Source organism: Rhodococcus sp. SMB37, assembly GCF_004345605.1.
GTDB lineage: Bacteria > Actinomycetota > Actinomycetes > Mycobacteriales > Mycobacteriaceae > Rhodococcus.
This window is the reverse complement of the sequence record NZ_SLVY01000004.1, coordinates 151,194-176,319: the sequence shown is the minus strand read 5'-3', so window position 1 is coordinate 176,319 and position 25,126 is coordinate 151,194. Positions and strand designations below refer to the sequence as shown.

The 25,126-nt window shown below is 66.3% G+C and carries 24 protein-coding genes; 11 read left to right on the top strand and 13 right to left on the bottom strand.

Annotated features, from left to right (window positions below):
• Positions 1 to 7 precede the first annotated feature (7 nt).
• Complete coding sequence (locus tag EV641_RS08585) at positions 8 to 250, top strand: exodeoxyribonuclease VII small subunit (protein ID WP_054713430.1); 243 nt, start codon at positions 8 to 10, stop codon at positions 248 to 250.
• A gap of 15 nt (positions 251 to 265) precedes the next feature.
• Here EV641_RS08585 and EV641_RS08580 read toward each other — a convergent pair whose 3' ends face one another.
• The gene (locus EV641_RS08580; RefSeq protein ID WP_132471484.1) at positions 266 to 835 is read right to left on the bottom strand and encodes a DUF4245 domain-containing protein; all 570 of its coding nucleotides are present in this window, start codon (positions 833 to 835) and stop codon (positions 266 to 268) included.
• Positions 836 to 1,024: 189 nt separating this feature from the next.
• Between EV641_RS08580 and glpX the strand changes: the two genes are divergently transcribed.
• Together glpX and EV641_RS08570 are read left to right on the top strand one after the other, a co-directional pair.
• Positions 1,025 to 2,062 (top strand): class II fructose-bisphosphatase, encoded by a 1,038-nt coding sequence (glpX, locus tag EV641_RS08575; protein ID WP_054713429.1) that lies wholly within the window; start codon positions 1,025 to 1,027, stop codon positions 2,060 to 2,062.
• Between the two features lie 84 nt (positions 2,063 to 2,146).
• On the top strand, positions 2,147 to 3,565 hold the full coding sequence (locus EV641_RS08570; RefSeq protein WP_132471483.1) for a class II fumarate hydratase: 1,419 nt from the start codon (positions 2,147 to 2,149) through the stop codon (positions 3,563 to 3,565).
• Positions 3,566 to 3,617: 52 nt separating this feature from the next.
• On the opposite strand, the gene EV641_RS08565 is transcribed toward EV641_RS08570, so the two are convergent.
• Positions 3,618 to 4,217, bottom strand: a complete 600-nt coding sequence (locus EV641_RS08565; protein WP_054713428.1) for an esterase — start codon at positions 4,215 to 4,217, stop codon at positions 3,618 to 3,620.
• A 246-nt stretch (positions 4,218 to 4,463) separates the two neighbouring features.
• Between EV641_RS08565 and EV641_RS08560 the strand changes: the two genes are divergently transcribed.
• Both EV641_RS08560 and EV641_RS08555 read left to right on the top strand, forming a co-directional pair.
• Positions 4,464 to 4,898: a limonene-1,2-epoxide hydrolase family protein gene (locus EV641_RS08560; RefSeq protein WP_241996970.1), complete on the top strand. Its 435-nt coding sequence runs from the start codon at positions 4,464 to 4,466 to the stop codon at positions 4,896 to 4,898.
• A 52-nt stretch (positions 4,899 to 4,950) separates the two neighbouring features.
• Positions 4,951 to 5,361, top strand: coding sequence for a carboxymuconolactone decarboxylase family protein (locus EV641_RS08555; protein ID WP_132471481.1), 411 nt, complete (start codon positions 4,951 to 4,953; stop codon positions 5,359 to 5,361).
• Positions 5,362 to 5,433: 72 nt separating this feature from the next.
• Here the strand turns inward: EV641_RS08555 and EV641_RS08550 are convergent, their stop codons facing one another.
• The 4 genes from EV641_RS08550 to EV641_RS08535 all read right to left on the bottom strand — a co-directional run bounded on the left by EV641_RS08550 (position 5,434) and on the right by EV641_RS08535 (position 10,505).
• Complete coding sequence (locus tag EV641_RS08550) at positions 5,434 to 6,753, bottom strand: PhoH family protein (protein ID WP_132471480.1); 1,320 nt, start codon at positions 6,751 to 6,753, stop codon at positions 5,434 to 5,436.
• Between the two features lie 250 nt (positions 6,754 to 7,003).
• Positions 7,004 to 7,687 carry an isochorismatase family protein gene (locus EV641_RS08545; RefSeq protein ID WP_054713426.1) on the bottom strand — a complete coding sequence of 228 codons (684 nt, stop codon included), beginning with the start codon at positions 7,685 to 7,687 and terminating at the stop codon, positions 7,004 to 7,006.
• 225 nt (positions 7,688 to 7,912) lie between these two features.
• The gene (gene glyA, locus EV641_RS08540) at positions 7,913 to 9,208 is read right to left on the bottom strand and encodes a serine hydroxymethyltransferase (RefSeq protein ID WP_132471479.1); all 1,296 of its coding nucleotides are present in this window, start codon (positions 9,206 to 9,208) and stop codon (positions 7,913 to 7,915) included.
• A gap of 94 nt (positions 9,209 to 9,302) precedes the next feature.
• Positions 9,303 to 10,505 carry a hypothetical protein gene (locus tag EV641_RS08535; RefSeq protein WP_054713425.1) on the bottom strand — a complete coding sequence of 401 codons (1,203 nt, stop codon included), beginning with the start codon at positions 10,503 to 10,505 and terminating at the stop codon, positions 9,303 to 9,305.
• Positions 10,506 to 10,680: 175 nt separating this feature from the next.
• Here EV641_RS08535 and coaA point away from each other — a divergent pair, with 175 nt between their 5' ends.
• The gene (gene coaA, locus EV641_RS08530) at positions 10,681 to 11,613 is read left to right on the top strand and encodes a type I pantothenate kinase (protein WP_132471478.1); all 933 of its coding nucleotides are present in this window, start codon (positions 10,681 to 10,683) and stop codon (positions 11,611 to 11,613) included.
• Between the two features lie 9 nt (positions 11,614 to 11,622).
• Here the strand turns inward: coaA and EV641_RS08525 are convergent, their stop codons facing one another.
• The gene (locus tag EV641_RS08525; protein ID WP_054713424.1) at positions 11,623 to 12,390 is read right to left on the bottom strand and encodes an isoprenyl transferase; all 768 of its coding nucleotides are present in this window, start codon (positions 12,388 to 12,390) and stop codon (positions 11,623 to 11,625) included.
• A gap of 156 nt (positions 12,391 to 12,546) precedes the next feature.
• Here EV641_RS08525 and EV641_RS08520 point away from each other — a divergent pair, with 156 nt between their 5' ends.
• Positions 12,547 to 13,212 carry a hemolysin III family protein gene (locus tag EV641_RS08520; protein ID WP_132471477.1) on the top strand — a complete coding sequence of 222 codons (666 nt, stop codon included), beginning with the start codon at positions 12,547 to 12,549 and terminating at the stop codon, positions 13,210 to 13,212.
• Between the two features lie 46 nt (positions 13,213 to 13,258).
• Entirely contained in the window at positions 13,259 to 14,194 is a 936-nt protein-coding gene (locus EV641_RS08515) for a mechanosensitive ion channel domain-containing protein (protein ID WP_132471476.1), read from the top strand.
• Here the strand turns inward: EV641_RS08515 and EV641_RS08510 are convergent.
• Positions 14,191 to 16,299 (bottom strand): ABC transporter permease, encoded by a 2,109-nt coding sequence (locus EV641_RS08510; RefSeq protein WP_132471475.1) that lies wholly within the window; start codon positions 16,297 to 16,299, stop codon positions 14,191 to 14,193. The genes EV641_RS08515 and EV641_RS08510 overlap by 4 nt on opposite strands.
• A gap of 142 nt (positions 16,300 to 16,441) precedes the next feature.
• On the opposite strand from EV641_RS08510, the gene EV641_RS08505 reads away from it, so the two are divergent.
• Complete coding sequence (locus tag EV641_RS08505; RefSeq protein ID WP_132471474.1) at positions 16,442 to 17,104, top strand: TetR/AcrR family transcriptional regulator; 663 nt, start codon at positions 16,442 to 16,444, stop codon at positions 17,102 to 17,104.
• Between the two features lie 4 nt (positions 17,105 to 17,108).
• Here EV641_RS08505 and EV641_RS08500 read toward each other — a convergent pair whose 3' ends face one another.
• Genes EV641_RS08500 through mca form a run of 3 tightly spaced genes read right to left on the bottom strand, consistent with a single transcriptional unit; the run spans position 17,109 to position 20,315 of the window.
• Entirely contained in the window at positions 17,109 to 19,103 is a 1,995-nt protein-coding gene (locus EV641_RS08500; RefSeq protein WP_132471473.1) for a thioredoxin domain-containing protein, read from the bottom strand.
• 19 nt (positions 19,104 to 19,122) lie between these two features.
• Positions 19,123 to 19,440 (bottom strand): hypothetical protein, encoded by a 318-nt coding sequence (locus EV641_RS08495; protein WP_241996969.1) that lies wholly within the window; start codon positions 19,438 to 19,440, stop codon positions 19,123 to 19,125.
• A complete protein-coding gene (gene mca, locus EV641_RS08490) occupies positions 19,437 to 20,315 on the bottom strand; it encodes a mycothiol conjugate amidase Mca (RefSeq protein ID WP_132471472.1) in 879 nt (292 codons plus the stop codon). The genes EV641_RS08495 and mca overlap by 4 nt, the downstream gene beginning before the upstream one ends.
• 160 nt (positions 20,316 to 20,475) lie before the next feature.
• Between mca and EV641_RS08485 the strand changes: the two genes are divergently transcribed.
• Both EV641_RS08485 and greA read left to right on the top strand, forming a co-directional pair.
• Positions 20,476 to 20,904 carry a DUF4307 domain-containing protein gene (locus EV641_RS08485; protein ID WP_054718681.1) on the top strand — a complete coding sequence of 143 codons (429 nt, stop codon included), beginning with the start codon at positions 20,476 to 20,478 and terminating at the stop codon, positions 20,902 to 20,904.
• Between the two features lie 227 nt (positions 20,905 to 21,131).
• Positions 21,132 to 21,626, top strand: a complete 495-nt coding sequence (gene greA / locus EV641_RS08480) for a transcription elongation factor GreA (RefSeq protein WP_132471639.1) — start codon at positions 21,132 to 21,134, stop codon at positions 21,624 to 21,626.
• 66 nt (positions 21,627 to 21,692) lie between these two features.
• Here the strand turns inward: greA and EV641_RS08475 are convergent, their stop codons facing one another.
• Both EV641_RS08475 and EV641_RS08470 read right to left on the bottom strand, forming a co-directional pair.
• Positions 21,693 to 23,036: an NlpC/P60 family protein gene (locus EV641_RS08475; protein ID WP_132471638.1), complete on the bottom strand. Its 1,344-nt coding sequence runs from the start codon at positions 23,034 to 23,036 to the stop codon at positions 21,693 to 21,695.
• Between the two features lie 149 nt (positions 23,037 to 23,185).
• Positions 23,186 to 25,105 carry an SEC-C domain-containing protein gene (locus tag EV641_RS08470; RefSeq protein WP_132471471.1) on the bottom strand — a complete coding sequence of 640 codons (1,920 nt, stop codon included), beginning with the start codon at positions 25,103 to 25,105 and terminating at the stop codon, positions 23,186 to 23,188.
• Between the last annotated feature and the right edge of the window lie 21 nt (positions 25,106 to 25,126).

The following is a 25,126-nucleotide window of genomic DNA, read 5'->3' as shown; positions in this document are numbered from 1 at the left end:
TCACGCTGTGAGCGACACGAATTCCGACGTTGCCGAACTCGGCTACGAACGCGCACGCGACGAGCTGGTGAATGTCGTCAAGATGCTCGAGCAGGGCGGCCTGGACCTGGACGATTCACTCGCTCTGTGGGAGCGCGGTGAAGCACTGGCCAAGCGGTGCGAGGAGCACCTCGCCGGTGCACGTCAGCGTGTCGAGAACACGCTCGCGCACGCAGAGGACCCCGACGACGAGTACGACGAAGACGACTAGCCGCGTGCGAGCAGGTCAGGGCGTCAACGGCTCGGCGACGCCGACCGTGGTGGCGAGATCGGTGAACTCCTGTTCGGTGCCCGATCCGCCGACGAGGATGCGGACGTCACCGAAGTCCGACACCCACAGCGCTTCGACGCCGTCGCCCCCGTAGACGGTCCAGTCCCGGGCGCCGATCTGCTGCGCACCGGTGACGCGACGCGATTCGCCGGCCACGAACCGGACGAGTTCGTCCTCGCCGGCGTCGGACTGGGTCAAGCGCACGTAGCGACCGTCGGCAGTGACGAACCCGACGGTGCTCGAATCGCCGCCTTCGTTGCCGGAGATGATGCTGCGGCTCCCCGAGTTGGACTGCCAGCCCTCCGGCACCTCGGGGTGCCGGATGGGGAAGCCCAGCTCCTTCGCGTCGTACTTCAGACCCGCATCGAGGTCGAAGGTCGGCGCAGGACCGGCCGTCGGCCCACCGGGGCTGAAGGAGCATTGGCTCGCGACTCCGGCAATGACCAGCATTGCGACAACCAGCGGAATCAGCGACCAGGCCATATCGCGGGTGTCGTTCAGGATGCGAGGTTTCTTGGAAGCCACGCATCCAGTCTGACAGCCCACCCCGATGAACGGTGCGCCTGCCCTGGGTCCGACACGTCATCGCGGCCCGGGTGATGAGACAATGACCACGCGATACACCCATCCGATCGTGCGGCCCCGATCTCGGCGGCCACATATGTGCCGGCGCCACTCGAGCGCCGACCGACTTTCATCAGGAGGCAGTAGCCCATGACGGCCAGCACCCCACAGCGCCGCGAAGCTCCCGACCGCAACCTCGCGCTCGAACTGGTTCGCGTCACCGAGGCCGCAGCGATGGCGGCAGGCCGCTGGGTCGGACGCGGCGACAAGGAGGGCGGCGACGGAGCCGCCGTCGACGCCATGCGTCACATGGTGAGCTCGGTGTCCATGCAGGGCGTCGTCGTGATCGGTGAGGGCGAGAAGGACGAAGCGCCCATGCTCTACAACGGTGAAGAAGTCGGCAACGGCGACGGCCCACTGTGCGATGTCGCTGTGGACCCGATCGATGGCACCACCCTCATGTCGAAGGGCGCACCCGGCGCGATTGCAGTGCTCGCCGTTGCCGAGCGCGGCGCGATGTTCGATCCGTCGGCCGTGTTCTACATGGAGAAGATCGCGGTCGGCCCCGAAGCTGCCGACGTCATCGACATCACCGCCCCGGTCGCGGAGAACATCCGCCGTGTCGCGAAGGCCAAGAGCATCGCGATCCCGGACCTGACCGTGACGATCCTCGATCGCGAGCGGCACACAGGAATCATCGACGAGGTGCGCGAGGCAGGTGCCCGCATCCGGTTGATCTCCGACGGCGACGTCGCCGGTGCCATCGCCGCGGCACGGCCCGGCTCGGGTGTCGACATGCTGCTCGGTATCGGCGGTACCCCCGAGGGCATCATCGCCGCAGCCGCAATGCGCTGTATGGGTGGTGCGCTGCAGGGCCGGCTCGCTCCGAAGGACGACGCCGAACGCCAGAAGGCACTGGACGCCGGTCACGAACTCGACCGCGTGCTCACCACGACCGACCTGGTGACGGGCGAGAACATCTTCTTCTGTGCGACCGGCGTCACCGACGGCGAATTGTTGCGGGGTGTGCGGTACACGCCGGGCGGCGCAGAAACTCAGTCGATCGTGATGCGCAGCAAGTCCGGCACTGTCCGCATGGTCGAGGCCTACCACCGGCTCAAGAAGCTCGGCGAGTTCTCCTCGATCGATTTCCAGGGTGTCGACGGCGCTGCGCCGCCGCTGCCGTGATCTGACCAGGCCCTTGTGGGGTGCGGGAACGTGTTCGAGTTTCTGCACCCCACAACTGCGCTCGGCGGGCCTACCGTGAAGGGTATGACCGACACTTCCGAGCAGTCTTCCCCTCAATACCGCATCGAGCACGACACCATGGGCGAGGTCCGGGTCCCGGTCGATGCCCTCTGGCGCGCACAGACACAGCGCGCTGTCGAGAATTTCCCGATCTCCGGCCGCGGCCTCGACCGCGCGCAGATCCGCGCTCTCGGACTTCTCAAGGGCGCATGCGCGCAGGTCAACAAGGATCTCGGTCTCCTCGACGCCGAGAAGGCGGAGGCCATCATCGCCGCCGCCCACGAGATCGCCGACGGTAAGCACGACGACCAATTCCCGATCGACGTGTTCCAAACCGGTTCGGGGACAAGCTCGAACATGAACACCAACGAAGTCATCGCGTCGATCGCCGCCCGAGCAGGCGTCACAGTTCACCAGAACGACGACGTCAACATGTCGCAGTCGTCGAACGATACGTTCCCCACCGCAACGCATGTCGCCGCCACCGAAGCAGTCGTGGCAGATCTCGTTCCGGCACTCGAGCAGTTGCAGGGCGCGCTCGGGGACAAGGCCACCGAGTGGCGGACCGTCGTCAAATCCGGTCGCACCCACCTGATGGACGCCGTGCCCGTCACTCTCGGCCAGGAATTCGGCGGATACGCACGCCAGATCGAGGCCGGCATCGAACGGGTGCAGGCCACGTTGCCGCGCCTCGGCGAGCTTCCCATCGGCGGGACCGCCGTCGGCACCGGACTCAACGCTCCGGACGATTTCGGACCGCGGGTCGTCGTCGAACTCGTCAAGTCCACCGGTGTCGATGAGCTGAGACCGGCACAGAACCGGTTCGAAGCGCAGGCCGCACGGGACGGTCTCGTGGAGGTGTCCGGCGCGTTACGCACGATCGCGGTGTCGCTGACCAAGATTGCCAACGATGTCCGCTGGATGGGGTCGGGTCCGCTGACCGGTCTCGCCGAGATCCAGCTGCCCGATCTGCAGCCCGGAAGTTCCATCATGCCGGGAAAGGTCAACCCGGTCCTGCCCGAAGCGGTGACGCAGGTTGCGGCACAGGTCGTCGGTAACGACGCCGCGGTCGCGTGGGGAGGCGCTGCGGGCGCATTCGAACTCAACGTCTACATCCCGATGATGGCGCGGAATGTCCTGGAGTCGATTCGGCTGCTCTCCAATGTCTCTCGGCTGTTCGCCGACCGGTGCATCGTGGGCCTGACCGCCAACGTCGAGCATCTGCGTACGCTCGCGGAGTCGTCGCCGTCGATCGTGACCCCGTTGAACTCGGCGATCGGCTACGAGGAAGCCGCCGCGGTGGCCAAGGAAGCGTTGAAGGAACGGAAAACGATCCGGCAGACGGTGATCGACCGCGGGCTCATCGGAGAGAATCTCAGCGAGGACGAGCTCGACAGTCGCCTCGACGTGCTCGCGATGGCGAAGGTCGAACCCGAGCAGTGACCGATGTCGGGACGGACCATCCCGGCCCCGAAGTCCGGGGCCGGGATTCGGGTCATCCCACCGTCACTTCGGTCTGGCCGTCGATGTAGGTGATGTTGCCGCCTGCGAAGTCGCTCTGCAACCCGTTCTCGATCGGGTGTTCATCGCTGACCGGGAAGCCGAGCTCGCCGCCGGCCCCACCTTCGGCCTCCCACGCAACCCGGATCTCACCCCACACGACGTGTGCATCGGTGTCGGGGCTCCACGCGATGATGCCGCCCTCGAACTCCGCGATGTTGCCGTCGCCGACGTCCTCCTGGTTTCCGGTGGCCAAACCGAGCGGGCTCGATTCACCGCCGACCTCGTTGTATTTGGCGAGGATTTCCCCACTCAGTTCGACAGGTTCGCCGTCCGCCCCGGGAACTGCACTGGTCTGATCCTCCGCAGGCTCGGTGCCTTCCGCCCCCTCAGCGCCTGTGGTGTCCTCGGCGCCGGTGGTCTCGTCATCGCCCTGGGCCTCGGACGCGACGCTCTCGGCCACGGACTCCACGGCGCTGGTGGCACTACCCACCACGTCCTCGGCGGAGTTGTCGTCGCCGCACGCCGAAGCGACCAGGCCGACCGCAGCGAGCGCAGCAACAGCGGCTGCCATTCGACGGTTGATTCGATTCATGGATATCTACTCCTGTCGGGCCACCCGCACCGGTCGTCGCGCACGGGAGAGGACAAGCGGACGTCCCGAACGTAACCGCGAGTGAGCGATGTTCGCTGCCGTTCGGCCCGTATGAGTCCACTTTCTGTGAAGTGCACTTTTCATGCGGCACACGCAGGCCTCGATTCGGTTCCGAGTGGGGCGGTTCGCGTCGACACGACACGAACGAGGTCGTACCATGCCCGGAGTCGACACATGGGGGATCCGATGACCGGCATCGAGACAACACCGACCACGCCCGACACCGCCATCACCACGGTCAGGGAGTTCCTCGAAGCACTGGCCGAGAGCCGACCTCGAGATACGAGGCCACTCATGGACCCCGACATCTCGTGGCACAACACGTCGCTCCCCACCCTGCGGGGCGCCCGCCGGGTCAGCACGATCCTCGCGGGCCTCGAGAAGCCGTCGATCGGTTTCGACGTCGTCGTACACCATATTGCCGCCGAAAGCGCCGAGGTCGTCCTCACCGAACGCACCGACGTGCTCCGCTTCGGCCGCATCGAAGTTGTGTTCCCGGTGTGCGGCACGTTCGAACTGCGCGACGGATTCATCCTGGCCTGGCGCGACCACTTCGACGTCCTGGGCTTTCTCGGCGCAGCTGCGCTCGGCCTCGTCCGCGCCGTATTCCGTCGGCCGTAAACTCTCTGCGGCGACCGAACGGTTCGGTGGCCATCGAACAGGGAGCAGCGACATGTCCGACGCCGAGCACAGCCCGAGATTTGCAGCGGGACTCGAGATCCGGCGCGAAGTGATGGGAGACGACTTCGTCGACCGAGCCTTCGACCGCGCACGGGGCACCGACTCGGAAGAACTTCAAGAGTTCGTCACCGAACATGCCTGGGGTGCAGTGTGGTCGCGTCCCGGACTCGATCGTCGGAGTCGCAGCCTACTCAACCTCGGCATGCTCATCGCACTGCGCGCAGAGAACGAGCTACGCGGCCACGTGCGCGGCGCCGTGCGGAACGGCTTGACCCGCACCGAGATCGTCGAATCCGTGATCCATTGCAGCGCATACTGCGGCGCCCCGGCGGCGCTCGCCGCGATGCGTGTCGTTCAGGAAGTACTCGAGACCGAACTCGGCCCGCTCCCCGACTCCGAGTAGCAGCCCGCGGCGCATGGCCGAATGTCACCTTCGGCTATCTCAGCGTGCCGAAGGTGACATTCGGTCGACGTGCTACGCGCCCGGCGCGAACTCTTCGAGCATCTCGGTGACGAGCGCCGCAATCGGCGAACGCTCGCTCCGTGTCAGCGTGATGTGTGCGAACAGCGGGTGTCCCTTCAACTTCTCGATCACCGCTGCCACACCGTCGTATCGTCCGACACGCAGGTTGTCGCGCTGCGCGACATCGTGGGTGAGCACGACCCGCGACCCGGTACCGAGCCGCGACAGCACCGTCAGCAGCACATTGCGTTCGAGAGACTGCGCCTCGTCGACGATCACGAACGAGTCGTGCAGCGACCGACCACGGATGTGGGTGAGCGGCAGCACCTCCAACATTCCTCTGGCAATGACCTCCTCCATCACCTGCGGGCTCGCGAGCCCTTCGAGGGTGTCGAACACGGCCTGGCCCCACGGGTTCATCTTCTCGGCTTCGGTCCCCGGGAGGTAGCCCAGTTCCTGACCTCCGACGGCGTAGAGGGGCCGGAACACCACGACCTTGCGGTGGGACCGCTTCTCGAGCACCGCCTCCAGGCCTGCTGTCAGAGCAAGTGCCGACTTCCCGGTGCCCGCCTTGCCACCCAGCGACACGATGCCGACGGATTCGTCGAGCAACAGATCCAGCGCGACCCGCTGCTCGGCAGAGCGACCGTGCAGACCGAATGCCTCGCGGTCTCCGCGCACCAGCTGCACCTGTTTGTCGGCGGTGACGCGACCGAGCGCGCTCGATGATCCCCCGAGCAGCCGGATACCGGTGTGGCACGGAAGGTCCCGAGCCGTTTCGAGGTCGAGGACCCCCTCGGCGAACAACTCGTCGATCTGCGTCTTGCCGACCTCGAGTTCGGTCATGCCGCTCCAGCCGGACGTGATCACGTCCTGAGCGTGGTATTCGTCGGCGGTCAGGCCCACTGCACCGGCCTTGACCCGTAGCGGCGTGTCCTTGCTGACGAGGACGACGTCGCGTCCCTCCGCGGCGAGATTCATCGCGCACGCGAGGATCCGCGAGTCGTTCGAATCGGTGCGGAAGCCGGAGGGCAGGACCATCGGGTCGGTGTGGTTGAGCTCCACGTGCAGCATTCCGCCCGCGTCGCCGACAGGAATGGGGCGGTCGAGCCGACCGTGGCGCTGCCGCAGGTCGTCGAGCAACCGCAGTGACTCACGCGCGAACCACCCGAGTTCGTGGTGGTGACGTTTACCTTCGAGCTCGCCGATCACCACCAAGGGCAGCACGACCTCGTGTTCGGCGAATCTCGTGACCGCCCACGGGTCGGAGAGCAATACGGAAGTGTCCAGTACGTAGGTGCGTACGACTGGGACGGAGCGTGTTGCATTCACGTGAGGCTCCTCGACCTGCGCGACACCGCGCAGATTGTTCGGTGGCCGGTCGTTCCCTGGCGGTCCTCACGGACACGAGGGCCGGGTGCCGGCCCCTCGCTCGGACTGTTCTGCCGCACGATCAGGGACCTCCCGTGTAGTCGGCACTGCGCCGCCTACACCACCGACGCTAACCCCGACGCGCTCCGCCCGCTCGTTAGCGGTGAGGCGTGTCGGTGAAGTTTGAGTTAACCGCAGTCGTCGCGTCGGCTCACCGGGTCACGGCCAGCTGCTCGTCGTGCGGAGCATTGCGGTGGGCCGTCGCTTCGAGCGCCTCGATCACCGCGCCGGTCGTCTCGACTCGGCCGACGCGCTTGGCGACGTAGTCGAGTGCCATGACGTGCTCGTCGCGGGAGAAATCTGCGGTGCCGTCGACGACCATGAAGGGCGCGACGTCGCTCATGAACGCGTCGGCCGCGCTGAGCATGCAGCCCATGTGCGCGTACACACCGGTGACGATCAGCTGATCACGGCCGTAGTGTGCGAGCAGCTGCCGGAAGTCGGTGCGCTGGAATGCCGAGTAGCGCCACTTGGTGACCTGGATGTCGGAGAGGTCTGGGGTCAGTTCGTCGATCACTTCGGTGTCGCGGCCCGTGGTCAGGCCAGTGCCCCAGAAGTCGGCGAGGATGCCGCGGCGGGAGGGGTGCTGGTCGCCCGGCTGCATCGTGTAGACGACGGGCACTCCCGCTGCCTTGCAGGCCTCACGGATTCGAACGATGTTGGGGACCACAACGGACAGCGGTTCGACGTCCGGCTGGTAGGCGTCGATGAAGTACTTCTGCATGTCGTGGATCAGCAGGACCGAACGCGAAGCATCGAGGGCCCACTCCACTCTGGCGTCCGGGAGTTCGTCACGGGTGGGCATCGAGTACGGGGAGATGGCGGGAATGGCCATGCGGCGTCGTCCTTCTGGTCTCGGGGCACAAAGGTGGTCTCGAACATGTGCAGCCATCGACACAGCCGCAACGGAGCATAGGCTACCCTAATCCACTGTTCGGGGTGGGTGGCGGACACGCCCGAAACCGAACGACAAAGGACGTGAGCCCGGCCCGCACCGATGTCGGTACGGGCCGGGCTCACACGAAGAGCTGGTCGAGACCGGAAACCCGGTCTACGCGACTCAGATCAGGGGCCAGTCCTCCAAGCCCTCGTACAGCGGGATGTCCTGCGCCAGCTTGCTCACGCGGGCACGCAGCGTGTCGAGATCGGCGCCACCGACGAGGGTCTGCGCGATGATGTCGGCGACCTCGGTGAACTGCTCGTCGCCGAAGCCGCGGGTCGCGAGCGCCGGAGTACCGATGCGCAGGCCCGAGGTGGTCATCGGCGGGCGCGGGTCGAACGGCACCGCATTGCGGTTGACCGTGATGCCGACCTCGTGCAACGCGTCCTCACCCTGCTGTCCGTCGAGCTGCGAGTTGCGCAGATCGACGAGAACCAGGTGGACATCGGTGCCGCCGGTCAGAACCGAGATGCCCTTGTCCGCCACATCGGCCTGCGACAGCCGCTCGGCCAGGATGCGGGCGCCCGACAGCGTGCGCTGCTGGCGGTCCTTGAACTCCTCGCCCGCAGCGATCTTCAGAGCGACGGCCTTCGCAGCGATCGCATGCATCAGCGGACCGCCCTGCTGGCCGGGGAACACCGCGGAGTTGAGCTTCTTGGCCCACTCCTTCTTGGCGAGAATCAGGCCGGACCGGGGACCACCGAGAGTCTTGTGCACCGTGGTGGACACGACGTCGGCGTACGGAACGGGCGACGGATGCAGACCCGCAGCGACCAGACCCGCGAAGTGCGCCATGTCGACCCACAGGTAGGCACCGACCTCGTCGGCGATCGACCGGAAGGCCGCGAAATCCTGCTGCCGCGGGTACGCCGACCAGCCCGCGACGATGACCTTCGGCTTCTCACGAAGCGCGATATCGCGGACCTCGTCCATGTCGATGCGGTGATCGTCCTTGCTGACCCCGTAGGACGCGACGTCGTACAACTTGCCGGAGAAGTTGAGCTTCATGCCGTGCGTGAGGTGACCGCCGTGCGCGAGGTCGAGACCGAGGAGCTTCTCCCCCGGCGTCATGAGCGCCATCAGCACTGCTGCGTTGGCCTGCGCGCCCGAGTGCGGCTGAACGTTGGCGAACTCGGCGCCGAACAGTTCCTTCGCACGGTTGCGGGCAAGATCCTCGACGACGTCGACATGCTCGCAGCCGCCGTAGTAGCGGCGACCGGGGTAGCCCTCGGCGTACTTGTTGGTCAGGACGCTGCCCTGAGCCTGCAGGACCGCGCGCGGCACGAAGTTCTCCGACGCGATCATCTCGAGGGTGTCGCGCTGACGAGACAACTCGCCGGCCATCGCCTGCGCGACCTCCGGGTCGAGATCGGCGAGTGAGGCGGTGTTGACGTCAGTGCCGGGCACAGTTGTCATCGAGGATTCTCCAAGCTGAGGGCGGCAGGATACGGCTTCCAGTCTACGAACCACACCTCCATTCGAGGAACCCGGTCCCCGCAGGTGACCGGGGTCACCGCAGCGAACTCGGCACGAGCGGCTCGTCGAGCAGGCGGAGGAAGCGTTCGGACCGCTCGACACCGACCGGGGCCTGAGCAAGCCACCCACCGAGCAGCCGGTAGCCCTCGACGTAGGTGCTGATGTAAGCGCGCCACAGCGGTGACGACAGGAACCGCAACGATTGCCGCGCGCGTTCCGGGCTCGACAGCGACCAGCGCTGCAGGAACTCGGCGACGTCGTCGTGGCTGCGCCCGCGGTCGTGCAGGAGCAGCGCGGCGTCCTGACGCACCGACAGCAGCCCGGCGGACGCCGCCCCCAGTTGCTCGGCCAGTTCCCCGTCGAAGCGCAGACCGAGATCCGCGTAGATCTCCTGCGCCCAGAGTCCCCACCCCGGCCCGACGATCGCCTCGAGCGCGAGGTCCGCCAGCCCCTCGGCCATGAGGCACTGCGGGGTGTTGACGAGGAACAACGTCTGCTCACCCTGCCCGGCGGCGACGAGGCCCGCCTCCTTCCGGCAGTGTTCGGTGTGATGCCCGGGGTAGGCCTCGTGCGCGATCAGCCGCGGCAGATTCGACATCTGCTGCTCGAGGTCGGAGTTGATCGCGACCCGCGACCGGTAGTCGCCGAGGTAGTAGTTGAACCCGGACCACGGCTTGTCGCCGACCACCTCGTATTCGACGCGTTCGGTCTCCGGCAGCGGGTACACCGCGCGGACCTTGTCGCGGAGCGCGCTCGAGAACGCCTCGACGCATTCTGCGAGCCGGTCGGCGGGGATCACCTCGGTTTTGCGATGAGTCTGCAGCCGCTCGGCGAGCGACACTCCACTGCCCCCTCCCGGCGGCAGGAGCGCGTCGAGGCGACGATGCGCGTCGCGGTAGTCGTCCTCGTTTCCGGGCTCGATGTGCACATCGAAATAGGCCTCGACCTCGTCGACGAATCCGATGTCGTCGCCTGCGAACTTGCGGGCGGAACAGTCCAGTGCCCGCAGGTGGGCATCGAGAAACCGGGTCCGCTCGTCCGAGAGTCCCGCAGCCGGAAGTTCTTCGCGGAGCCGCTTCGCCGTGTGGGATAAATCACGAGGAACCGGTGCGGGAGCGTTCTCTGTTCGACGACGCAACTCCGGGTCGCCGGTATAAGCGTCGACGAATCCTTCTTCGAGGCGGTCGAAAGCCAGCCCCAGCAGCAGGTATTCCCGTACGAATGCGTCCGATCCCATACCCGGCAACCCTAGTCGCTCCCCCGCCTGGACGACGCGCGGTTCCGCTGCGTGCGGGGACCCCGGCGACGCATCATCCTGTGTCAGCGAGCACAATCCCCTGCATGGACACGCAGCGCCACGACCCACGCAGGGGCCGCATCGACGGAATGGGCGTCGTCGGAGGGACGTGCCGATGGCGCGTCTGAGCGAACCCAGCCCGTACGTCGAGTTCGACCGCAAGCAGTGGCGGACGCTGCGCAAGTCCACACCGCTCGTCCTCACCGAGGACGAACTCGTGGGGCTACGCGGGCTCGGTGAGCAGATCGACCTCGCCGAAGTCGCCGAGGTGTACCTACCTCTCGCTCGTCTGATCCACCTTCAGGTCGCGGCGCGGCAGCGCCTGTTCGCAGCGACCGCGACCTTCCTCGGGGAGAAACACCCCGACCGCCAAGTGCCGTTCGTCATCGGCGTCGCGGGTTCGGTCGCCGTGGGCAAATCCACCACCGCGCGCGTGCTTCAAGCGCTGCTGGCGCGATGGGAGCATCATCCCCGCGTCGATCTGGTGACCACCGACGGATTCCTGTATCCGTCGAAGGAACTGATCCGCCGGAACATCATGCACCGGAAGGGCTTCCCGGAAAGCTACGACCGGCGCAAACTGCTGCGTTTCGTCACAGAGGTGAAGTCGGGTGCCGAAGAGGTTGCGGCCCCGCTCTATTCACACATCTCGTACGACGTCATCCCCGGCCAGTACCACGTGGTGCGGCAGCCGGATATCCTCATCATCGAGGGCCTCAACGTCCTGCAGACCGGCCCCCGCCTGATGGTGTCCGATCTCTTCGACTTCTCGATCTACGTCGACGCCCGCATCGAGGACATCGAGAAGTGGTACGTCGACAGGTTTCTCGCCCTGCGGAAGACGTCGTTCTCCAACCCCGACGCACATTTCCATCACTACGCGGGACTGTCCGATCGCGACGCGGTGAGCGCCGCGAAAGAGCTGTGGCACTCGATCAACCTGCCGAACCTGGTGGAGAACATCCTGCCGACCCGGCCGCGCGCGACACTCGTGCTGCGCAAAGACGCCAACCACTCCATCAACAGGTTGCGGCTCCGTAAGATCTGACCGACCCGGTCAGACGCCGAATCGGCGGTGCCGCGCCGCGAAGTCGCGGAGGGCGCGCAGGAAGTCGACCCGCCGGAACTCGGGCCAGTACGCCTCGGTGAACCAGATCTCCGAGTACGCGCTCTGCCACAGCAGAAAACCCGAGAGGCGCTGCTCACCGGAGGTGCGGATGACGAGATCCGGGTCGGGCTGCCCCGAGGTGTAGAGATGGCTGTCGACGCCGTCTACGGTGACCGCGTCGATCAGGTCGTCGCCCGACAGTCCGTCGGCCTGCTTCTTCCGCAGCAGTGCCTGCACCGCGTCGACGATCTCCTGCCGACCGCCGTATCCGACAGCGACGTTGACGTGCGTGCCGGTACGACCCGCGGTCCCGGCTGCGGCCGCACGCAACCGGGTTGCGTGATCGTCCGGCAGCAGTTCGGGAGTGCCGACGATCTTCACGCTCCAGTTCTGATCCGGCGCCGAGATCTCTTCGACGACGTCGGCGATGATCTCGAGGAGCGCGTCGAGCTCCTCCGGGTCGCGACGGAGATTCTCGGTGGAGAGCAGATAGATCGTCGCGGTCTCGATGCCTGCGGCGTCGCACCAGCTCAGCAATTCGGCGATCTTGCGGGCACCCATGCGATGTCCGTGAGCGACGTCCGTGAACCCGTTCTCTCGCGCCCATCGGCGATTTCCGTCGCACATCACCGCGACGTGTCGCGGATGTCGAGCACCTTCGAGCTCCCTGAGCAACCGCCGTTCGTAGAGCCCGTACAGCACGCCGCTGAGTCTCACCGCGTCATCACCACGTGAGTCACATTACGCCCACGAGTTGCCGCGGTTGCGGCGGTGGGCAACACCACTCGCGCGCTCCGCACACATCCCGGTAGCGTGAATCCAACAAACCTACGCAGCCGTAGGTTACTGACCGGTCGGGAAGGATCCGCAGGAATGACGGTCTTCGGAATCGACGAACTGCCCGTCAAGCCCCGCATGCGGGGGTGGATCCACCTCTGGGCATTCGGGGCCGCAGTGGTCGCGGGAATCGTCCTGGTGAGCGTCGCCGCGGTGACGAATCCCGCTGCAACGTGGCCGACCACGATCTACAGCATCACGGTGTGCGGCGTCTTCGGCGTCAGCGCCCTCTACCACCGCGTACATTGGTCGGATCCCCGACATCGGATGTGGATGAAACGCGCCGATCATTCGATGATCTTCGTGTTCATCGCGGGCAGCTACACGCCGTTCGCGACGCTCGCACTGCCGCCCGAGACCGGACGCACCCTCCTGGCGATCGTGTGGACCGGAGCAGCGGCCGGTGTCGCGCTGAAGATGCTGTGGCCGACCGCTCCGCGATGGATGGGGGTGCCCCTCTACCTTCTGCTCGGTTGGGCGATCGTTCCCGTGGCCGGCGACCTCGTGTCCGAAGCGGGAGTCGCCCCGATGGTCCTGCTCCTCGTGGGCGGGTTGTTCTACAGCGGCGGAGCGATCCTCTACGCGACGAAGTGGCCGAACCCATGGCCCTCGACGTTCGGGCACCACGAGTTCTTCCACGCGGCGACCGTGATCGCGGCACTGTGTCATGCGGTGGCGGTGTGGCTCGTCGTCTTCGCGTGAGCGTCGCTCCTCGCAGCAATGGTCACGGATTGATAACATCGAGGCAATGTCTATCTCGCTCCTGTCCTTCGAACTGACCGATACCCACCGCGACTGGTTGATCGACCGTCCACTGACGATCCTGAGTTACATCGTCGTGGCGGTGCTTCTGCGCTATGTGCTGCACAAGGTGATCGATCGCATGACCAAGCCGCGACCTACGGTCGACGAGGACACCAGCACCAAACGATCGATCCTGCGACCGCTCCAAGAACGTGCGGCCAGGAACGGTGTCGGTATCGGCGACCCGGCCGTGCGCGAACGTCGCATCCAACGGGCGCAGACCATCGGTTCGGTGTTCAAGTCGGGTGTCTCGATCGTGGTGCTCGCCTGGGTCGTGTTGCAGACCCTCGCCACGCTCGGGTTCAACGTCGCACCGTTCATCGCGTCGGCCGGCATCGCGGGTGTCGCGCTCGGTTTCGGCGCGCAGAACCTCGTCCGGGATTTCATCTCCGGCATGTTCATGCTGCTCGAGGACCAATACGGCGTAGGTGATGTGGTCGACGTGGGCGACGCGATCGGCACGGTCGAATCCGTCGGGCTCCGCGTGACCACCATTCGCGACATCGACGGCACCCTCTGGTACTGCCGCAACGGGGAAATACTGCGCGTCGGCAATATGAGCCAGGGCCACGCGGTCGCAGTCGTCGACGTTCCCGTCGCCCCCACCGCAAACGTCGACCGTGCCCAGCAGGTCGCCTTCAGGGCGGTGCTGGACACGGTCGAACGTGACGACCTCGCCGCGTTCGTTCTCGAGAAGCCGGAACTCCTCGGAGTGAACTCGGTGACGGCAGGTGCGGTCACCCTGCGCCTCACCGTACGGGTGCGGGCCGGCAAGCAGTGGGCGGTCCGGCGCGCGCTCACCGGCGCGGTACTCGAGGCGTTCGATTCCAGTGGCATCGAGTCGCCGTCACTGATGCTCGCTCCGGTCGCCGGCGCCTAGGGGGCGTCGACCGATTCCCCCGCGGTCACCGAGTCCTCCGCCTTCTTGCGGCCACGCAGGGTGTCGAGCGCGATCACACACAGGAGCGAGACGATGCCCCAGATCGCGAACGTCACCAGATGGGTGCCCACGGAGTCCGCACCGAAGTACACGATCGATCGGATCGACTCGACGGCCGCGGGCATCGGCAGAATGTCGTGCAGCACGCGGAAGATCTCGGGGCTCATGTAGACCGACATCGCACCGTTCGACGCAGGTACACCCAGGAACATCAGGATCGCGACGGCAGGAATGACCGCGAGCATCCCGAACAGCCTGGTGAGCAACGTGGAGAACATTGCTGTGCAGAAGATCGCGACGATTCCGGTACCGAACAGCTGCAGGAAATGGCCGTCGACGGCACCGGTGATCGGATCGGCGATCACCCATACGACAAGCGACATGAACACCGAGAAACCGGCTGCGATCGGGAGCAACTTCTTCAGGCGCATGGCCGCCGGAGCGGCGCTGTTGCCCACCACGGCGAGCATGAACCCGGACATGATCCAGCCCATCGCGACATACATCGTGACCGTGCCCATGGTGTCGGAATCCGGGAGCGGCGCAAGATCCTCCGTGGCGAGCGGCACCTGCATCCCAGCAGAGACCTGCTCGAACGTCATCGCCACCACCTGCTGTTGGCTCATACCGGCGGCCTGACTGGTGATCAGCGTCGCAGTCGGCGACTCGACCGAAGGCAGCACGTACGCGGCGACAACGCTGCGGTCCGCAACGGCGGCGCTCGCTTCGTCGACGGAATCGGACGCGGTCAACTCGAACAGTCCGGTCATGTTCTGTTCGAGTCCGGCCACGGTCTGTTCGGCCTGCTCCATCGTCGCCGCCACCACGGTGACGGGCATCTCACGCGGCGCAGGCTGGTACATCGCGCCGAGCATGATCGAGAACATCATGACGACCATCGCGAGCGGGAAGAATCCGAGAGTGAGGTAGCGGACCCAATTGCGCTCGGGGCGCGGGCCTGCGGTGAGTGAGGCCACCGTGATCTCCGGGTCGCCCCCGTCGGGGTTGCGCTTGCGCTTGATCGCATCGACACCGAGGGTCGCGGCGAGCGCGAGCACCGCACCGATCACCAGGACGAGAACATACGAACCGAGTCCGTCACCATCGAAGTACAGGACCGAGCGGAGCGCCTCACCGGCCGCCGCCGTCGGCAGGAAGGCATGCAACGTCGGGTAGAGCGAGGGCAACGTGTAGATCGACATGCCCATGTTGGACGCGGGAACGCCGAGCACCATGATGAAGAGCATGCCGACCAGCACGGCCATCGGACCGAAGATCTTGGTGAGGAACAGCTGCACCGATCCCACGGCGAATACCGCGAGCCAGGAGATGCCCAGGATCGTAGCGGTATGCCCTTCGATGGCGCCGAGCACCGGGCCGGCGACGAACCACACGAGCGCGGAGATCAGCGCGGACCAACCGGCGAGAAGCGGAATCGCACGGCGTGTGCGAAGCAACTCGGGTGAGTTCGACAACGTGATGCTCCACGGCATGTAGCCCGCAAGCATCAGACCTGTGGCCATGAACATCGCGGCAAGGCCTGCGGTGTCGTTGGCGGGCAGCGGTGCCAGATCTTCGGCGACCAGATCGAGCCCTTGACCGATCACCTGTGGCGCCAGCAGGCCGGTGACGGTGGACGATTGAGAGGCACCCGCGGCACCCGCGGTGTAGACCGTGGCGGTCCCGGTATCCGACAGCGACACCGCGCCCGCAACCTCACGGGCGAAGACGAGGTCGCGCGCTTCGTCGGCCGTGGATACGACCCGGATGTCGACGGCATCGGGATCGGCGTCCTCGAGCGTGCGAGCGAACTGGACGGCCTGCTCGGTCGACCCGGCCACGGCGATCGGCATGTTGTTCGGCGCCGGAGCGTGCATCGCGGCGAGGTACCCGGTGATCATCATCCCGACCATCAGGAAGGGCATGACGAAGACCGCGACGTACCGGCCGATTTCTTCCTTGCGGGCACGAGCGAGGTCGGCTTCGGTCGGCTCGCCGTCGCCCGGCGGTCCGCCTGTGGGTTGCTCGAGGGTGGTGGTGGACATCGGCAGTACTCCTCGAATAATTACGTTGCTTGACTTAAAAACGGTACGCTGCGTGTCTTAAATCCGCCAAGCTGCAAGACTGGTGACGTTCGTCCCACAGCGCCGGAGGACATTGGGCCACAAGGAAGCGACGGAAACAGGCATGGGCAATTACGGCGATCGGGTTCGGCAGTCGCTACTCGACTCCGCGGAAGAACTCTTCGCGCAACACGGCATCGACGCGGTATCGAACCGGCGCATCGCGGAGCACGCCGGCAACTCCAACCACTCCGCTGTGAACTACCATTTCGGCAGCCGTGACGAGCTCATCCGCGCCATGATGCTGCGCTTCAGCGAGGACACCCACGCGCGTCGGCAGGAACTCGTCGCGATGCTCGGCCCTGAGCCCGGGCTGCGCGACCTGCTGAGCTGCCTGATCGTCCCCTTCACCGACCAACTGGCGTCGATGCCCGTCCCGAGCTGGCGCGCACGCTTCCTGAGGCAGATGCGGGCCGTTCCATCGATGACCGAAGCAGTCGCAGCGACCATCACGTCCGATCCCACTGTGGAGGACCTCATCCTCCGTACCCGCGCGCTGCTCACCGAGTGCCCACCTTCGGTGCTCACCGGGCGGTCCTGGATTCTGGGTCGGATCGTCACCGACAGCTGCGCCGACTACGAGGAGCGGCTCGACCACATCGGCGACGAACCCAACTGGACGGGCTTCTCGAATTTTCTCATCGACGCGGCTGCGGGACTGCTCTCGGCGCCGGTGACCAGCGACGGCGACTTCCTCGGAGCCCGCGCCACGCAGACCTGGGCCTGACGACTCAGGTTGCGGCCAGCGCCTCACTCAGATCCCGCGCCGACGTCACCGGCCGATCGCACACGAACCCACGGCAGACATAGGCGGCGGGCGCTCCGTCGACCAGAGGCCGGTCGATGAAGAGCGCAGACGACTCCGGCGCACCGCCGACGACGAGCGATCCGCCCGGCGCCTCACGTCGCGCCACTTCGAGCAACTCTCCCCCGCCCACGACGACCACCTGGAGCGGCCCGCGCACAGCGGCCTCGGCGACGGTGAGCCAGTGCCCCGACGCGCGCGGGGCCCGCTCGAGCAGGAGCGACGCAGCGCTCAACGCGGCGTGGGCGGCCTCCGCGTAGCGGGCCCCGTCGTCGACCGCCGCGGCCAACGTGAGCATCGCTTCGGTGATCAATGCCGCACCGGACGGAGTCGCGCCATCGACAGGGTCGCGCGGCCGCGCCACGAGTTGTTGGGCGTCGTGAGCGGTATCGAACCAGCTTCCCGGCCTGTCCGGATCGGCGAAGTGGGTCAGCGCGGTGTCGGCCAACTGTCTGGCAGGGTCGAGCCACCGCGCGTCGCCGGTGGCCTGGTACAGCGCGAGAAGAGCGGTGATCAGGGCGCCGTGGTCCTCGAGCACACCGGCGGGCGCACCCACCGATCCACCGAGAGACGCGCGCCGCAGTCGGCCGTCCACCAGGTGCGAACTCAACAGCGCGCGAGCGCACGCCGCGGCGGCATCGACCCAGTCCGGCCGTCCCGACGTGAGACCGGCCTCGACGAGACCGGTGATCGCCAGTGCGTTCCATGCGGTGACGACCTTGTCGTCGCGACCCGGCTGCGGCCTGGCCAGCCGTGCCGCGAACAGCCGCACACGAACCGAATCGGAACGAACCTGATCGTCCGGATCGGTGGGCAACTGCAGGACGGAAGCACCGGCCTCGAACGTCCCGGCGTCGGTGACGGCGAACAGCTCCGCAGCCCACGCACCGTCCTCGTCGCCGAGAACATCGACGAGTTGCTGCGGCGTCCACGCGTAGGTCAGCCCTTCGACTCCGTCGGTGTCGGCATCGAGCGCCGACGCGAAACACCCTTCGTCGGTGCGCAGATCGCGGAGCAGGAATTCGACGATGCCTTCCGTCACGCGACGCGGCAGGGGCTCGTCGGTGATCCGGGCGAGGTGCGCGTACGCGCGCAGGAGCAGCGCGTTGTCGTAGAGCATCTTCTCGAAATGGGGCACGACCCAGCCCGAATCGACACTGTAGCGGGCGAATCCCCCGCCGAGTTGGTCGTGGATGCCGCCGCGCGCCATGGCCGCTGCGGTGCGTTCGGCGAGCCCCAGCGTCTCTGCTGCCCCCGTACGTTCGTACCCGCGGAGCAGACCCTCGAGCAGGTTCGACGCCGGGAACTTCGGTGCGCCGCCGAAACCGCCGTGAACCTTGTCCTCGTCGTCCGCGGCCGTTGATGCCGCCGAATCGAGAAGCTCCGGGTCGACCGCGCGGGTGCCCGGGGGAAGCCCGCCGCTGCTGCGCTCGAGTTCGGCGACGATCGCGGCCGCCGCCTTGGCGACGTCGTCGCGGCGGTTGCGCCATGTGTCGGTGATCGCACCGAGTAACTGGGTGAACGACGGCATTCCGCCGCGCGGCACACTCGGGTAGTAGGTCCCGCAGTAGAACGGCCGCCCGTCTGGTGTGAGGAAACAGGTCATGGGCCATCCGCCCTGCCCCGTCATCGCGACCGTCGCATTCATGTACACCGCGTCGATGTCGGGGCGTTCCTCCCGATCGACCTTGATGCACACGAAATCCGCGTTCATCACCGCCGCGGTGGCATCATCCTCGAACGACTCGTGGGCCATGACATGACACCAGTGGCACGCGGCGTAGCCGACGGACAGGAGGATCGGCACGTCCCGGTCACGAGCCTCGGCGAGCGCGTCATCGCCCCATTCCTGCCAGTGCACGGGGTTGTCGGCGTGCTGACGCAGGTACGGGCTGAGGGATTCGGCAAGCCTGTTCGCCATTCCCCCACGTTACGTGCGGTCAGTTCTTTCCGGGGGTGCTGCGACGCCCGTTCTTCTCCACCTCGTCGGTCTCTGCAGAAGTCTCGTCCGTCTTTGTGATGTCCACCGTGGTGGCGCCGCGATCGGTGCCTTCGTCTACCGCCTGGTCGGCCTCGGGACTGTTCGTATCGAAGGTCTCGGGGAGATTGCTCAGGCGCTTGTTCATATTCCAGATGAGCAGAGCAATGGCGGCGAGGAGCACCAGCACAATGGCCAGCCCGACCGGCGACGCCTTGCCGAACTCGGGGCCGGCGGGTTCCTGCGCAAGAACCTCGACTGCCAGCGTGCCTAACGTCATCTCACCTGTCCGTCCTCGATACCCGCGAACAGATCCGACTCGGGGATCTTCGTGGTGACGCGGGTCTTTGCCAACTCGAACTCCTCGGTTGGCCACACCTTCTGCTGGATGTCCAGCGGCACCGCGAAGAACGACCCGTTCGGATCGATCTGAGTGGCATGTGCCCGAAGCGCGTCGTCGCGGTTCGGGAAGTAGTCACCACAGGTTATCTGGGTGGTGACCCGTGCCATGAGATCGCCCTGCTCGGTGCGCCAGCGGCTGAGCCACTCCTCCATCGGGAACGGTTCGCCGCGGCGTTCGTACTCGTCCCGGAACAATTCGATGCGCTTCCGGATGAAGCCGTGCGAGTAGTAGACCTTCCGCACTTCCCACGGCTCGCCGAGCTCGGGATGATAGTTCGGATCGGCTGCCGCCTCGTACGCCGCCATCGACACCTCGTGGCAACGGATGTGATCAGGGTGCGGGTAGCCGCCGTTCTCGTCGTACGTGGTCATGACGTGGGGACGGAACTCCCGGATGACCTCGACGAGCTTGCGTGTGGGCTCGTCGAGCGGCACCACCGCGAAGCATCCTTCGGGCAGCGGCGGCTTGGGGTCGCCCTCCGGAAGCCCGGAGTCGATGAAACCGAGCCAGCGATGCTGCACGCCGAGGTGACGCGCCGCCGCCGCCATCTCCTCGCGACGAACCTCGGGCATGCGATCCCGGATTCCGGGCACATCCATCGCAGGATTGAGGATGTCTCCTCGTTCGCCACCCGTGAGTGTCACGACGAGCACGTCGTGCCCCTCCGCCGCGTAGCGGGCCGTAGTGGCGGCACCCTTGCTCGACTCGTCATCGGGATGGGCATGCACGGCCATGAGCCGTAGTCCGCTCACGTGTTTCCTCCACCTCACCGTCGTATACATCTCGGGACCGGACAGCTACCGCCGGTGCGGGCCGTTCGGATCCCTCCCCTATAGTTCCACCTGACAACTCCTCCGTCAGCCGTGGCCCCACGGGAGCACCCGAACTTCGGCCTGGGCACGAAAGAAAACGATGACCGACACCGCAGAACAACCCCGCCGCAGCGCGAGATATCCGTCGAAGGCACGGACGGCTCGCGGCAAGAAGTGGGGGTTCACCGCCCTCGGCGTCATCGCGGGAATCGTCCTCGGGGTCGTGATGTTCCAGCAGTTCGGGCCCGCTGAGATCGAGTACGAAGTGGTGGCGTTCGAGGTCGTCGACGACGACACCCTCGACATCAAGCTGTCGGTCACGCGCCAGGACCCGTCACAGGAAGCTGTGTGCATCGTCCGTGCGCGATCGCGGGACGGCAGCGAAACCGGCCGGCGTGAAATCCTCGTGCCGGCGTCGGACGCATCGACGGTGGTTCTGGATTCGACGGTCAAGACGTCACAGCGGCCCGGCATGGGCGACGGGTACGGCTGCAGCTTCAACGTTCCGGATTACTTGCGCGCACCCTGATCACAATGCCGTTACGCTGCGATTTCCGCGTGTAACCCGGATCTGGTGCTAGAATATGCGGATACACGGTTCCACCCATTGGGGCCGTGTATTGCTGCATAAGAGACAGTACGACCCCGTTCGCCGCATTCCAGGGGGGAACGACGAGGGTCGTGCTGTTGCGGTCGTTGCGTATGCACGACTTGTCCACGGAGCCGGGGGCTCCAACCCGAAGGAAGTGATCGATGATGACCGAGACCCAGGTGACCTGGCTGACACAGGAGTCCCACGACCGTCTCAAGGCGGAACTGGACCAGCTCATCGCCAATCGTCCCGTCATCGCGGCCGAGATCAACGAGCGGCGTGAAGAAGGTGACCTCAAGGAAAACGGCGGTTACCACGCCGCCCGCGAAGAACAGGGTCAGCAGGAAGCACGCATCCGTCAGCTGCAAGAGCTGCTGAGCGCCGCGAAGGTCGGCGTCGCACCCACGCAGTCCGGTGTCGCGCTGCCCGGCTCGGTCGTCACGGTGTACTACGACGGCGACGAATCCGACAAGGAAACGTTCCTCATCGCGACCCGCGAAGAAGGCGCGCGCAACAGCGAACTCGAGACCTATTCGCCCAGCTCCCCGCTCGGCAAGGCCCTCATCGAGGCCAAGGTCGGCGAGACACGCGAGTACGCGCTGCCGAACGGTAAGACGATGAAGGTGACGCTGGTTTCGGCAGAGCCGTACCACGGCTGATCCCGACGTATGCGCAGCGAGGTCCGGCCGGAATTTTCCGGCCGGACCTCGCTGCGTTCTCACTCGTCAGATGATCCGACGCGCCTTCATATCGGGGAAGACCGTGCCGACGCGCACTACATCACCGGTGGTCGGTGCATGCACCATCTGGCCGCCGCCGATGTAGATCGCGACGTGTCCGGGTCCGCCGGCCTGCCAATTGCCGAACAGGAGGTCGCCCGGCCGGGCGTGCTCGAGCGGAATCTCGGTGCCCACATGCCACTGGGTTTCCGAGGTGCGGGGCAGGGTGATCCCGGTCGCCGCGTGCACCGCGTACGACGTCAGACCCGAGCAGTCGAAACCACCGCCGGACGGCCCGTTGATGTTGCCGCCGCCCCAGACGTACGGAAGACCCAGGAACTTGAATGCGAGGTCGACGACGCGGTTGCCGACGTCGCTCGCACCACCGAGACCGAGGCCGAAGAAGGGCGACAGCAGTCGGGAGAACGCTGCCTCGGTAGCCCGGATCTTTGCGACGTACGGCTTGGTCTGGTTCTCGTAGTCGGGTGACCCGGACGGCATACCCCCGGACCGGCGGACGGCACCCGCACCGGCGTTGTACGCCGCGATCGTCAGGTCCAATGTGTCGCCCTGGACGAGGCCACGCTTCTTCCAGTCGTCGATCTGCTTGTAGTTGTCGCACAGCAGGTTGCCGGACGCCATGACTGGGTCGGCGATGCCGAGGATGTCGATCTTGCCGTCGCCGTCGGCGTCCTTGCCGTACTCGCGCCACGTGCCGGGCATGAACTGCCCCGGCCCCTTTGCGCCGACCGGCGACACGGGTGCCGTGGCTCCGAAACGGAAGCCGTTCTCGGCCGAGTACAGGGCCGCGAGGACGGGTGCAGTGACTCCGTCGCAGATTTCACCGGCCTTGCGCAGCCACGGAGCGAACACCGCGATCGCGCCGATGGGTGCGAGGCCCGTGCCGGGCAGGATCGCCGGAATCGACGGGAGTGTGACGCCACCGATCGTGGCGGTGGGCTGCGGGCCGAGCACCGGCGCCTGGGGTACCGGTGAGAGGCCGAACGCGTTCGGCCTCGACTGCGGTGCTGCCGGCGCGATCGCAGAGTCCGGTCCGGGCTCCGGCGGATGGAGCGCTTCGAGCGCCTCCTCGGGCAGATGAGGCTCGATTGCCGCTGCGACCGAGTCGGTGGTGTCGGCCACGACCTGCTTGGCCTGGTCCTGCACCTGCTCCGGCAGCGACGCCACGAAATCCTCGACCTGCTGGTCGGTGCCCGGGGCTCCCGCCTCGAACGACTCGATCGCGGACGCCACCTGATCTTGTATCTCTGCTGGTATGTCCGCTCCCTGCACGAGCGCACTCGCTGCCGTGGCCACTGCCACGATGACCGCAGACGGGTCTACCGACATACGCAACCCCCACATCCCTCTGGAACGACCCCAACCGTACTTGTGATACCGATCACGGGCACCGCTTCCGCTACTTGATATCACATATATTTAGGAACACGTTCTAGTTGTGAGTCTTGTGGGATCAGTGAGGCTGGAGGTGCTCCCCGTTATCCGTCCGTTGCCTGCGTAGACATGGACAAATCGGTCAGCAACTCCACAAGCGCGACGCCGGCGTACACGTCGGCTTGCTCGCTGTCACCGAACAGCCGGAGGATCGCGTCGCTCTGCTCCTGAGTGACCGGCGTGGCAGCCCCCAGAATCCGCCAGGTGTCTGCGACCGGAACGACCCGTGCGCACAACAGGCCACCCACGGGGACGTCCTCGCCCACCTCGGGCGCGGTCAGATTCCGCCGCTCGCCCGTTCGTACGTCGCGCAGCGTCAGCCCCTCCCCCACCCGGACAGCCTCGACCTCGTGCACCGACCGCTCCACCGGCAGCCACCGCGCAAGAAGATCGCGTTCGTCGTCGGGCAGCAGGTGCCCACGCACCTCCGCGAACTCGGCCAGCCCACCGCCTTCACCGAGCATCACGTCGTCGAGCAACGGATCGGACAGAGCCTCGAACAGGTCGTCGTCGCTGTCGCTGTAGCCGCTGCGCGCCTCTGCAAGAGCGAAGCGATGGTCCCGCCACGAGACCTCCGACATCTGCATGCAGGCCTTGAAGTACAGCCAGGGCGCGCGATCCTCCAGCGAGTACTCGGCCTTGCCGAGATGGCACGCCTTGTACTTACGACCCGACCCACACCAGCACCGATCGTTGCGGCCCAGATCGGGGCGCTCGACGGGCTGGAAGGTCTCCAGCACCGAATACAGTGGGTGATCCGGACCGTCGAGGGACCGGCCCAGCAATGACAGCGCACGGACCGCGTCCCCACTGTCGGAGACATACCGGGCGAGATCCTCGAGCGCCGGATAGAACTCCGAATCCAGGTCTGTGGAACGCTCGAAGTAACGCGCCGCATCGTCGACGCGAGCAGCGGTCTCCGCGGCTTTGCCCGCGATCCAGAACGCCGCCGCGTCAACCTTCCGCGGGCCGTGGTCCTTCATCCACACTGCGGCCCGTTCGATCGACTCCGAAGCGATCGCCTGCTCGAGGAGTTCGTCGACGACCGTCATCGCCACATCGGGGTCGGCCAACGCTGCGAAGAGTCCGGACTTGCCCTCCGCGAACCGCGACTCGAGATCGCTGTCGTCCCCGTCACTGATCGCATCGACCAGCGACGCGAACAACACGACCCCCGGCACTGCCTCGACCGGGACACCGACCTGCTCGGCGTAGGAATCGACTGCGCTCCGCGCGAGATATCCCGCGAAATCGAACCCGGGCGGTGCCACGAGGCCGCCGGACACCTCGAGCCCTTCCCTCTCGATCTGTTCCGACAACGGCAGGGACGGAACGGTGAACGAAGTGGGCGCCTCGAACATCACTGAGAACACCGACGACTCGAGGTACGCCGGGTCGCCCGACGCGAGCGTCTCCCCCAGCACCGCGGCCAACTCGGGAACGGTGTCGGTCTCGGCAGTCGCCGGTGCGATCACCAATCCCGTCTCTGTCACGGTCGCGGCCACGAGGTCGCCGGACGACAATTCGGCGAAGGCACCACGGGGAAACACGAGCGCCTCGTTGCCGAACGGTGCGAGGTCGGCGATGCCGCGATCCTCGAGCCGGTCGGGTTCTTGGTCGATCTCGACGAGGTCGTAGTCCTCGTCGCCGGTCACGAACACGAGCAGCGGGTAGATCTCGTCGACGGGGAGCACAGCGGACGCCACCTCGGCATCGGTGAGCCGATGCGTCAGGACACGGCCTCCGAGGAGCGCGTCGAATGCGGCGTATCGGCCGTCGCTCAGGTAGACCAGCATCGGATGGTCGGGCAGCTCATCGACGGGCAGGATCAGATCGTCGGCGTCGTCACCCGATACGAGCCGCTCCCTGATCTCGTCGAGCGTGAGCGGGCCGTGCTCCCGAAGCAGGGGAAGCACGGCGGCGATCAGTGCATCATCGGCGGCGAGGTCGTAGTCGAAGTCCACATGCGTGATCGTACGGGGCGG